Source organism: Ruegeria sp. AU67, from assembly GCF_900312795.1.
Classification (GTDB): Bacteria; Pseudomonadota; Alphaproteobacteria; order Rhodobacterales; family Rhodobacteraceae; genus Ruegeria; species Ruegeria atlantica.
Map to the genome: position 1 here is coordinate 17,955 of NZ_OMPH01000011.1, position 11,211 is coordinate 29,165.

The 11,211-nt window shown below is 53.8% G+C and carries 10 protein-coding genes and 2 pseudogenes; 8 read left to right on the forward strand and 4 right to left on the reverse strand.

Annotation, left to right across the window (positions count from 1 at the left end):
- Window positions 1–56 precede the first annotated feature (56 nt).
- Together DK510_RS03145 and DK510_RS23130 are read right to left on the reverse strand one after the other, a co-directional pair.
- A complete protein-coding gene (locus tag DK510_RS03145; RefSeq protein WP_234998906.1) occupies window positions 57–635 on the reverse strand; it encodes an IclR family transcriptional regulator C-terminal domain-containing protein in 579 nt (192 codons plus the stop codon).
- A 45-nt stretch (window positions 636–680) separates the two neighbouring features.
- Window positions 681–818: pseudogene (locus DK510_RS23130) on the reverse strand (helix-turn-helix domain-containing protein); the annotation flags it as partial.
- 70 nt (window positions 819–888) lie between these two features.
- Between DK510_RS23130 and DK510_RS03150 the strand changes: the two are divergent.
- The 3 genes from DK510_RS03150 to DK510_RS03160 are packed head-to-tail and all read left to right on the forward strand — an operon-like array spanning window position 889 to window position 3,074.
- On the forward strand, window positions 889–2,244 hold the full coding sequence (locus DK510_RS03150; protein ID WP_109310876.1) for a selenium-binding family protein: 1,356 nt from the start codon (window positions 889–891) through the stop codon (window positions 2,242–2,244).
- Complete coding sequence (locus DK510_RS03155; protein WP_109310877.1) at window positions 2,241–2,606, forward strand: 2Fe-2S iron-sulfur cluster-binding protein; 366 nt, start codon at window positions 2,241–2,243, stop codon at window positions 2,604–2,606. The genes DK510_RS03150 and DK510_RS03155 overlap by 4 nt, the downstream gene beginning before the upstream one ends.
- A gap of 3 nt (window positions 2,607–2,609) precedes the next feature.
- Window positions 2,610–3,074 (forward strand): CoA-binding protein, encoded by a 465-nt coding sequence (locus tag DK510_RS03160; protein WP_109310878.1) that lies wholly within the window; start codon window positions 2,610–2,612, stop codon window positions 3,072–3,074.
- 623 nt (window positions 3,075–3,697) lie between these two features.
- On the opposite strand, the gene DK510_RS03170 is transcribed toward DK510_RS03160, so the two are convergent.
- Complete coding sequence (locus DK510_RS03170) at window positions 3,698–4,321, reverse strand: LysR family transcriptional regulator (protein WP_109310880.1); 624 nt, start codon at window positions 4,319–4,321, stop codon at window positions 3,698–3,700.
- A gap of 154 nt (window positions 4,322–4,475) precedes the next feature.
- Between DK510_RS03170 and DK510_RS03180 the strand changes: the two genes are divergently transcribed.
- Window positions 4,476–6,050 carry an arylsulfatase gene (locus tag DK510_RS03180; protein ID WP_200833202.1) on the forward strand — a complete coding sequence of 525 codons (1,575 nt, stop codon included), beginning with the start codon at window positions 4,476–4,478 and terminating at the stop codon, window positions 6,048–6,050.
- A 187-nt stretch (window positions 6,051–6,237) separates the two neighbouring features.
- Here DK510_RS03180 and DK510_RS03185 read toward each other — a convergent pair whose 3' ends face one another.
- Entirely contained in the window at window positions 6,238–7,437 is a 1,200-nt protein-coding gene (locus tag DK510_RS03185) for an ROK family transcriptional regulator (RefSeq protein WP_109310883.1), read from the reverse strand.
- Between the two features lie 186 nt (window positions 7,438–7,623).
- On the opposite strand from DK510_RS03185, the gene DK510_RS03190 reads away from it, so the two are divergent.
- The 4 genes and pseudogenes from DK510_RS03190 to DK510_RS22925 all read left to right on the forward strand — a co-directional run.
- The gene (locus DK510_RS03190; protein WP_109311180.1) at window positions 7,624–8,643 is read left to right on the forward strand and encodes a sugar ABC transporter substrate-binding protein; all 1,020 of its coding nucleotides are present in this window, start codon (window positions 7,624–7,626) and stop codon (window positions 8,641–8,643) included.
- Window positions 8,644–8,760: 117 nt separating this feature from the next.
- Window positions 8,761–9,831: an ABC transporter permease gene (locus tag DK510_RS03195; protein WP_109310884.1), complete on the forward strand. Its 1,071-nt coding sequence runs from the start codon at window positions 8,761–8,763 to the stop codon at window positions 9,829–9,831.
- Window positions 9,831–10,613, forward strand: a complete 783-nt coding sequence (locus tag DK510_RS03200; protein ID WP_109310885.1) for an ATP-binding cassette domain-containing protein — start codon at window positions 9,831–9,833, stop codon at window positions 10,611–10,613. The genes DK510_RS03195 and DK510_RS03200 overlap by 1 nt, the downstream gene beginning before the upstream one ends.
- Before the next feature lie 392 nt (window positions 10,614–11,005).
- Window positions 11,006–11,206 (forward strand): annotated as a pseudogene (locus DK510_RS22925) (IS5/IS1182 family transposase); the annotation flags it as partial.
- Window positions 11,207–11,211 lie beyond the last annotated feature (5 nt).

An 11,211-nucleotide genomic window follows, 5' to 3' on the forward strand; every position in this document is an offset into this window, starting at 1 on the left:
CGTTTCGACGCTGCCTGATGACGTGAACCTTCTCCACTGCTTTAGCCAACACTAACCTAGGCGGATTTCATATTCGCGTCTGCGCCATCCCATCCTAGGGCAGATGATAACTCATGCGACATTTCGATGAGTGCTTGGCCGATTTTGACCCGTATTGGAGGCGTAAACACCCGAACGGAAGCTGTGGCGCCAATGGACAACGTCGAACCAACACCTGTTTTGCCCAGTGTTGTTGCAACAGAACTTATACCTCTTTCCAGCTCCTCGATACATTCGGCGTATCCTTTGGCCCGAATGACATCGAGTTCTTTTGCCAGATCTTTTCCGCTGGTAATGGTGTGCTCGGTGTACCGCTTGAGCTGCCCGTTCAATTCGCCATGAGACAGCAGCTCTGGAGAAACGGCGGCAATTGCCTTGGCGCAAGAGCACGCGTGCATAGGCCGTTTGCCCACACCCGGGTGAAGATATGACACGCCCGTTTCTGGCGTGGCCACGTGAATAATCTCGACCCAGTTGCCGCGCAGTCGGGAAAGAAAGAACGCAGCCCCGTAGTTTCTGGCGCCGGTGGCCAGGATCGGCGCAATCACTTCCAGAAGCGCAGGATCAGAATGATCACTCCGGGTGATACGCTTCAATCGGGTTCCAATGGCAAACTCCCCTCGCGCAGATGTCTGCAACAGTCCGGACGAAACAAGATCCTGAACCAACCTATAGGCTGTTGGCTTAGGGAGATCGGATTGTGCACAAATGTCCGCGACAGTCGCATGCCCTTTTTGACCTACGACTTCCAATATCAGCGCTAAGCGTTCTAGATGCATTTTTCTCACTATACGATAATAGTATTTTCGATATACGATACCGTAATCGTGATCAAGGGAGGGTTCAACGATGGATGGTGCATGTTGCGGACCGGGCTACGCCAGCCCGCAAGAGGCAATCCAAGCCCCCCGTGAGAAGCTTCTTTACACGATTGCCATTTATACAGGCACGGGCATTCAGAAGCCCGACTATCTTGCGACAGTGGATGTAGACCCGGAAAGCCCAACTTATTCTCAGGTGATCCACCGGCTGGAAATGCCGGGGATCGGGGATGAGCTTCATCACATGGGCTGGAATGCTTGTTCGTCCTGCCACGACGACGGCTCAATGTCGCGAAAATACCTGATCCTGCCCGGTGTGCGTTCCAACAACCTACATATCGTCGACACGGCCACTGACCCACTCGCACCGCGGCTGCACAAGGTTATCGACGGGGCCGAGATTAAGGCCAAGGCCGATCTGTCAGGGCCGCATACAGTGCATTGTCTGGGTTCGGAGATCATCATTTCCTTCCTTGGAAACGCCAAGGGTGAAGCTCCGGGCGGCTATCTGCATCTCGATAAAGAATTCAACATCGTCGGCCGCTGGGAGAACTCGATGGGCGGCATCAAGTTCGGTTATGATTTCTGGTACCAGCCCCGCCACAACGTGATGGTGAGTTCCGAATGGGCCGCGCCCAACACCTTTATGCCGGGCTTCGATCTGGAAGAAGTGGGCCATCTGAAATACGGGCGCGAACTGCACTTCTGGGACTTTGAAAAGCGCAAACCTGTTGAAAGCTTCTATCTGGGTGAAGACGGGCTATTGCCCTTGGAAGTCAAGTTCCACCATGACCCAGACAGCACGCATGGGTTTTGTGGGGCAGCGCTGTCGACCAACGTCATTCACTGGTGGAAGGACGGCGCTAATAAGTGGCAATGGGAAAAGATCATCGACGTCGATAACGAAATGCATCCCGAATGGCCAATCCCATTGCCGGGAGTGATGTCGGCGATCCTGATCTCGATGGATGACAAATATCTCTATCTCAACAATTGGCTTCATGGCGACATGCGCCAATACGACATCACCGACCCGCATAATCCCAAGCTGACCGGCCAAGTATACATGGGGGGGCTTTTGGGCAAGGCGCCAACCATTAATGGGGTTGAGGTCGCTGGCGGTCCACAGATGTTCCAACTCTCTCTCGACGGACGCAGACTCTATGTCACCACCTCACTGTTTTCGACTTGGGACAACCAGTTCTATCCCGAGATCCGCGAAAAGGGCGGAGTAATGGTCATGATTGATTGCGATCCCGAAAACGGCGGCATGAAGATCAACGAAGACTTTATCGTGGACTTTGGGAAAGAGCCAAATGGCCCCTCGCGCTGCCACGAAAGCCGGTATCCAGGCGGTGATTGCACAAGCGACATTTGGCTATGACAACGCATACTGTGACGATCGCCAACAGGGATGGCGCGACATATGAGGTGGACGCACGACGCCCACTTCTGGACACGTTACGCGAACAGGGTGTTGATCTGCCCTTCGGCTGCAAATACGGCGGCTGCATTACCTGCGCCGCGAAACTTAAAACAGGCACGGTGGATCAGCGCCGACAGGTCGCGCTGAACAATAGGCAGATCGCCAACGGCTACGTAATCCTCTGCGTGGCACGTGCGACGTCAAACATCACGTTGGAGATTGGGGTTGAGAGCCATGACAAGCTTTACCGCAATCCGTTCCTCGATCCGCTCAAACCCCACGAACTCAAGGCAGACATTGCGACGCCGAAGGAAGGTTAACCGATGCCCGAAGCAGATATCGACCGTATGTATGAATACGACCCCAAGTATCTCGCCGAGATCTTGAAGTCGGTCAAAACCATTGCAATGGTTGGTGCAAGCGCCGACAAAACGAAATTTAGCTACGGCGTTCTGCGACAGCTCAGCGAAATTGGCTACGACATTCTGCCGGTAAACCCTAACCCGAACGTCAAGGAAATCAGGGGCCTGAAGGTCTATCATTCACTCGAAGAAATCGACAAACCCGTTGATATGGTGGATGTCTTCCGTCCCAAGGAAGAACTCTTTGGGTTTGCCGAGAAGGCCATTGCGATCGGAGCCAAAGTTCTTTGGGGACAGATTGGCGTCTACGACGACAAAGCAGCACAGCTCGCCGAGGATGCGGGCCTCAAAGTTGTGATGAATCGATGTCCGAAGATTGAACTCTTCCGGCCGTTTTGGAAGCCCCGCCTCGATCTGAAGATATGACGGGTTCTAATGGAATGTGGTTTGCTGAGTAGCCAAACAGGCGACCAGCTAAGCCAGTGCTCTTCCAAAAGATCAGGAAAGAAGTTCTGCACGTCCGCTATGAAGGGGTGTTCGTTCTCAACGTCAATATGGCTGCTTTAGTCTCGCGTTGTGTGAGTTCGTCGAGCCCAGTGTTTTGCCAGTTCCGCGACGTCGGCAAAGCAGGCTTTGCTGCCGTTGGTCACTTGCATTCAAAAGCCGCTCTCGTTGTAAAGCGGAACTTCGGCAAGTTTATTGTACTCAGGCAAATAGCTTAGTTTGAGCCACAAAACGTCTCAATCGGACACCTTTAGATGACTGACGTCACCGGCCCCGAAAATTAGCAAGCTCACTCCAGAACAATTCAAGAGCATCCGATGTATTCTGCGACTTGCGCGCAGCGCAAATGTTCCACGTAAGATTCTGTTTCATTGAAACGGGTTTGACTGTCTTTGCACGGAACAGTTCTGCGAACGTGCCCGGCATCCCTCCCACGATGAAGTCAGGTTCCGCCAACAATCCGGTCAGGAGGTTGTAGTCGTCGCATTCGATATGCGGCTGGGCATTGACCTTTTCGACTGCCTCGGCATCGCCACCAAGTGACTTTACAAGGTTGCTTTCCAGTGCTTGTGAAGATGCGGTGAAGCAAAGGGATATTCGAAAATACCGGCCATCGTTTGCGCGCCGCGCTGATGAATCTCATGATCTCGATGAGCAACAAACAGGATTTCCTGCTTTTCCATCACCATGATCTCGACATCTTCGGCGTCCGGAGTGTAAGTCAGATCGCCAAGGAATACATCGAACTCCCCCGCCTGCAACAAGTCGAGCGGGCGGGCGTAGGCACTCACCAGAATTCGGAAGCGCAGGTCAGGCATTACCTGCCGTACAGCACGCAACACGGGCAGGATCAGGGTTCTCGTGGTCAGCGGCCCGCAACCGACCAGCAACGTGCCCGGCCCGGTTTCGCGCAAACCGGCCACACGCGTCGCATATCGGTCCAGGTCTTCGCGCAGCGCTTGGGCGATTGGTAAGAATTCCTGCCCTGCGCGTGTCAGTGTGCTGCTGTTTCGGCTTCGATGAAACAAAACAAATCCCGTATAGTCCTCGGCCTGCCCGACATAGCGGGACAATGACGCGTTGGACACACCCATCGCACGGGCTGCATTTTGGAAGCTGCCGGTTTCAGCCAATGCAAGAAAGGCGGTCAATACGTTTTCGTTCATCATGTGGTCAATTTCATTTCAGGTTTCGTTTTTTAGATTTCACAATATGAAATCCTGGTAAAGCTCTGTTGCGACGCGAAAGTTTCGACCGCTATCCCTGATGGACCCTTCGAAATTCCCACCATCGTTATCGTCTTGTACGTCCACAGAGGTAAAAATGTTCATTCTTCGATCTGTTGCGGTTTCCGCCACGCTGGTCACAGCTTCGGTCTGTGCCATGCCAGTTTTGGCGGAAACCGACCAACCCAATATCCTTGTCATAATGGCCGACGATGTCGGCTGGGCCAGTCTGGGCAGCTACCATCAGGGTGTGAAGAGTATCAAAACCCCCAACCTTGACCAGCTTGCTGCGGATGGCATGCGCCTGACGGATTACTATGCTCAGCCAAGTTGCACCGCCGGACGGTCTGCCTTTATCACCGGACAATTTCCGGTTCGAACGGGGATGCACACGGTTGGCCTGCCCGGAGACCCGGAAAAAGGTCTGAGCGAAAATGACCCTACACTAGCCAACATGCTAAAATCTCTGGGCTACAGAACTGGTCAATTTGGTAAGAATCATCTGGGCGATATGAACAAGTTTCTGCCGACATTGAAAGGTTTTGACGAATACTGGGGTTGGCTCTATCACCTGAACGCGATGGAATACACATCCGACCCCGACTGGCCGAAAGATCAGAAATTCAACGTCACTTTTGGCCCCCGGAACATCATTCACGCCTACGCAACTGATACCCTAGATGAAACTGTTGATCCGCGCTGGGGTTTGGTCGGAAAGCAACGCATAATCGACGATGGTCCCGCTCCGCCCGAGCGGCAGAAGACGCTCGACGATGAAGTAACAGCGCACACACTGGACTTCATCGACCGCGCGGTTGAAAGTGAAACGCCTTTCTTCGTTTGGATGGCCCCTGCCCGCGCGAATGTCTGGACCCATCTGAGCCCCGAATACGAAGCCATGTTAGGTGGCGGGCGCGGTTTGCTGGATGTGGTCATGAAGGAACTTGACGACAACGTGGGTAAAGTCATGGCTCGGTTGGACGAACTGGGCGTCTCAGAAAACACAATCGTCGTCTTCACCTCGGATAATGGCCCCGAAACCATGACTTGGCCCGACGGGGGAACAACGCCATTCCATGGTGAAAAGGGGACAACCTGGGAAGGTGGTTTCCGCGTCCCCGCCATCATTCGTTGGCCCGGACAAATCCCAGCCGGAACCGTGAGCAATGGTATATTTGCCGGTCTTGACTGGATGCCCACCCTTGTTGCCGCCGCCGGCGGCCCGGACGATCTGCCTGGATCATTGCTCCAAGGCTACGAGGGCTATCAGGTGCATCTGGATGGGTTTAACCAACTGACGTTTTTGACTGGTGACAGCGACAGCAACCGGAATGAGATCATGTACTACGAAGGTCCGGACCTGCAAGCCGTGCGGCATGGTGACTGGAAAGCGCACTTCACGATACAAACCGAAGGTTGGGCGGGGCCCAAAGAAGAACTGAACGCACCCCTGCTGTTCAACCTGCGCCGCGATCCCTACGAAAAAGCTGCCGAGGAATCGGGGATGTATACACGGTGGATGGGCAACAAGATGTGGGCATTTGGTCCTGCCGCCAAAATCGTCCAAAACCACCTGTCTACGTTCAAGGAATATCCTCCACGGGGATCGGACATAACCAATCAAAGCCATGTTGAAGAGCAAATTTCGACCGAAGGCGGGATGTCGCAGTAGAAATCAATCCTTGGGAGGCATCAATCGTTGCCTCCCTATCCATACAAAAGTTTGCGCGAAAGCACCTGCTTACGAGGGTCCGCTTTTACGCCCAAACTTGTAATTTGGACTTAGCGCTAAAGCCGCCAACTTGAGCAGGGTCGGCGGTTCTTTCCTAAATTGGAAACTTGACGACGACGAGCTTCCGCTACATTCCAGAAAGGCCTGCATTGGTGTTTAATAGAAACTGGCGGAAAATCGGGCCGCTTGCCGCCCCAATGCCACGGGCGTTCTCTCCGACTGTTGCGGCTTCCACGACCGGAGGGATCAGGCCGCGTTTGTCCTGATTAATCAGATAGCGGCGAACCCTTGCCACCAGTTCTTCTCTTACGTCCCGCGGAAACGCCCCGTCGATAATAATGGCCTCGAAGTCGATGACGGCACAAATTGAAAGCGCGGCCTTGGCCAATTCCTGTGCAGTAGTGCCAATCCATGGTTCGACATACCTGGAAATGCTGCTCCAATCCTGTGGCGATTTCCAAAGAATACCCGGATCAAGACCCGCTTCGATCAGCCTGTCCTCAAGCAAAAACAGCGAAGCGCTATCGATCAATTGCTGGCTTTCGCCCAATGGACCTGTGGTGCGCATCGCACCCAACGCGCCAGCATTGCCCTGATTGCCTTCGAACACAGTGCCGTTCAATGCAACCCCGCCGCCGATCATCGAACCGATGAAGAAGTAGAAATAATCGCGATATTCAGCCCCGCGGCCATAGAGGTGCTCGGCGTGGCAAGCGGCCGTTGCATCATTGACGACAAAAACCGGTAGGTCGCTGAACTTGGCAACCTCGGAGAAGAAGTTCACGTTTTTCCAAGAGCTGAATTTCTTGGCCGCCAGCCCCGACAAATCATGCCATTTCCAAAGCTCGAATGGAGTTCCAATTCCAATACCGCACACGCGATCGCGAAGTTTTTGGGGTTCATGGGCCAGAAGCGTTTCCAAACCTGTTTCCAGAAACCCGAACACGGCGTCGGGCAGCGGATATTCGTAGGTCGTTGAAATCTGTTGGCGGGGCTTGCCGGTGAAGTCGATCAAAAGCAGATCGGCGCTGCGCCGACCGATCTTCATCCCGACTGACAGGATGCCTTCCGGGTTTAGCTCCATGGGAACCGACGGTTTACCAACCCTTCCACGCAGAGGAGTTCCACGCTTGAGAATCTCGTCCTTTTCGAGCTTGCGCAAAATGATTGATACGGTCTGTGGGGACAGGCCCGTCAGCCGCGCGACGTCGGCACCTGCTGTCGGTCCATGTCGTTGTAAAACCGTCAAAATCAGACGTTCATTGTGATCGCGAACACCGCTTTGGCTTACCCCGCCGGTCAGTATTTTTAGCGCCTCTTTCTCCATATCCCTGAACATAACCACCTTGTTTTCTTATGAAAAGACGCTCGGGCAAATTAATAAATAAACTTTATTTATTTATTGACAGGAAGGCCAGAATCACAGTTTCTTGAACAGGACCTTCATTAAGGGATGGAGGCGAGTCTTGCCGGCGCGCCGCGCGGGGCCACAACAATTTTCTGGGAGGAGAATATGAGAAGTCTACTCAAGCTAGCCGCATCTGCGACCGTTCTCACGTTTGGTGCTGCATCTGCTCACGCTGCCGGGGAAACCGTCTGCCTGATCACTAAGACCGACACCAACCCCTTCTTTGTGAAAATGAAAGAAGGTGCGACAGCCAAGGCCGAAGAGCTTGGCATGACGCTGAAAGCTTTTGCCGGTAAAATCGATGGTGACCACGAGACCCAGGTTCAGGCCATTGAAACCTGCATCCTCGACGGTGCAAAAGGAATTCTGCTTACGGCATCCGACACAAGTTCAATCGTACCCGCCGTTAAACAAGCGCGAGACGCCGGTGTGTTGGTAATCGCGCTGGACACACCCCTCAGCCCGATTGATTCAGCCGACGCCACATTCGCGACGGACAACTACAAGGCCGGGTTGCTTATCGGACAATGGGCAAAGGCCAAAATGGGCGATGCTGCCGCGGACGCAAAGATCGCGACGCTGGACTTGAATGTCAGCCAGCCAACCGTGGACGTTTTGCGCAACCAAGGATTCCTTGAGGGCTTTGGCGTTGAGTTGGCAGATCCCAATGTTATTGGCGACGAAACGGATGCACGTCTGGTCGGCAGTGACGTGACCGACGGCAATGAAGAAGGTGGACGCCGTGCCATGGAAAACCTTCTGGCCAAGGATTCAGCGATCAACGTAGTTCACACGATCAATGAACCCGCAGCGGCGGGCGCATACGAGGCTTTGAAATCCATCGGACGTGAAAATGACGTGCTGATCGTTTCGGTCGACGGCGGCTGCCCCGGCGTACAGAACGTACAGGCCGGAGTCATCGGAGCCACAAGCCAGCAATACCCGCTTTTGATGGCGTCATTGGGGGTTGAGGCCGTCAAAAAATGGGCCGACGAAGGGACGAAGCCGGAAAATACACCCGGAAAAGACTTCTACGACACCGGTGTTGCTCTAATCACCGATCAACCCGTTGACGGCGTGGAGTCAATTTCGGTCGCAGAAGGTTTGGAGCTCTGCTGGGGTTAAACGCAGACCTATCAGGTGAGGCGCGCAAGGGCGCCTTACCATTCCTTTCACCAGCAAACTGAAACTTCCTGTAAGCTGATTTCGTGGTCACGAAGCCAGCCACGAAAAGGGGGAGATATGTCCGAAGCGAACCAAAGCGCCCAAGAATTTGAAACTGCCACCAGTCGAACCGACACTGTGGCAGAGTTTGACGATCCTCGGCGTGGTGTGCTGGGCAAGCTTCAGCATCTGCTTCACGTCAACCCGTCCCTCGTACCTCTGATCGTTCTGGTCGGAGCGATTTTGATCTTTGGGCTGCTTTTGGGGTCAAAATTCTTTTCACCCTTCGCAATGACCTTGATCCTGCAACAAGTTCAGATCGTCGGTATCGTGGCCGCCGCACAGAGCCTTGTCATTCTGACCGCAGGCATTGATTTGAGTGTGGGCGCGATCATGGTTTTTTCTTCTGTTATCATGGGACAATTCTCGTTTCGATACGGCATACCGGTGCCTATCGCAGTCATGTGCGGACTTGGCGTCGGAACCCTGATCGGTGCTCTTAACGGCTGGCTTGTCAGCCGCGTCAAACTTCCTCCATTCATCGTCACGCTTGGAATGTGGCAGATCATTCTCGCAACAAATTTCCTGTATTCCGCAAACGAGACGATACGCAGCCAGGATATCGAGGCAAACGCCCCATTTCTGCAGTTTTTTGGCACCAAATTCAGCATCGGCGGTGCAACATTCACTGTTGGCGTCCTATTCATGCTCGTCCTGATCTTTGTATTGGCCTACGCGCTTAAACACACAGCTTGGGGGCGACACGTCTATGCCGTGGGCGACGATCCGGAAGCAGCCGAGCTATCCGGCGTTAACGTCCACAGAACACTCATGTCTGTTTACATGCTATCCGGTCTGATCTGTGCCTTTGCCGGCTGGGCTTTGATTGGGCGTATTGGGTCAGTCTCACCAACATCTGGCCAATTGGCCAACATCGAAAGCATCACAGCGGTTGTGATCGGCGGCATCTCCCTTTTCGGCGGGCGGGGATCCATTCTGGGGTCGCTGTTTGGCGCACTGATCGTCGGCGTGTTCACCTTAGGTCTGAGGCTGTTGGGCGCGGATGCGCAGTGGACCTTCCTTCTTATCGGACTTCTCATCATCGCAGCGGTCGCGGTCGACCAGTGGATCAGAAAGGTATCGGGCTAATGTCAGACACTACGCCAGTCGTCCAGGGCCGTGGGATCGTCAAACGCTATGGGCATGTGACCGCCATAGACCATTCCGATTTTGAACTGCGTCAGGGTGAAATTCTTGCGGTAATCGGGGACAACGGTGCAGGCAAATCATCCATCGTCAAAGCAATCTGCGGCGCCACGATCCCGGATGAGGGCGATATTCTGATCGAAGGGAAAAAGGTGAATTTCACCTCACCGATCGACGCCCGGAACATGGGGATCGAGATCGTCTATCAGCAACTTGCCATGTCTCCTGCCCTGTCGATTGCGGACAACATGTTCATGGGGCGTGAGATCCGGAAATTGGGATTCATGGGCAAGTATCTACGTCAGCTTGACCGCCCCGCGATGGAAAAGTTCGCCCGTGAAAAACTGACCGAACTTGGCCTGATGACGGTTCAATCCATCAATCAGACGGTCGAGACTCTGTCTGGTGGACAGCGCCAAGGCGTAGCCGTCGCCCGCGCCGCAGCCTTTGCAACCAAGTTCATTATCATGGATGAACCAACGGCTGCGTTGGGGGTGAAGGAGAGCCGGAAAGTTCTCGAACTTATTCAGGATGTGCGGGCACGTGGCATTCCGATCATACTAATCAGCCACAACATGCCGCACGTCTTCGAAGTCGCTGATCGCATCCATGTGCACCGGCTGGGCAAAAGGCTCTGCACGATTGATCCTAAGGATTACACGATGTCCGACGCCGTGGCTTTCATGACCGGAGCCAAAAAACCACCGGAGGAGGACGCCGCTTAAACGAACAGGACGCAATGCGCGTTTGCGAATTGATATTCTCACGGAGGTAGGTTGGGGTTCGGACATTTGTTGCAATATCAGCCTCCCTGCTTCCGGAAATTCGACACCGACAGAAACCATTGTGCAATCAGTAATTGCACAGTAGAGTTCCGAGGTTCCATTGGCCACGCTGGTACCCATGGACGGCTATTATCTGGACAATCGCGTGCTTGAGACGCGCGTTTTGTTTGTGAAAAAAGACGCGTCGGACACCTCCGACGGACTTGGGTTATGCGATGCAATCAGGGGCTGCAGTCTGCGTAACAAGAGCCCTTTTACCCCAAATTCGATCGCTAAATGGATTTCGCCGGTGTTGTCACATTGCGTCTGAGAAGTTGACTTGAACCGGACCACTAAGCGCCTGCATCTCTGGACGAAAGCAACGCAAGACGCCGGTCAAAAACGTCAAGCGCAGATAAAATCGCCAAAACCGTATCGAGATCATGTTTGGCGGGCTCATGGATAGGAGGCGCGTGGCGACCCTCTATGACGATTGCACCAAGGTCTTCCTCGCGACCATCGCAATCGCGGCAACTGTCATCTGCTGGTTATGAATCCT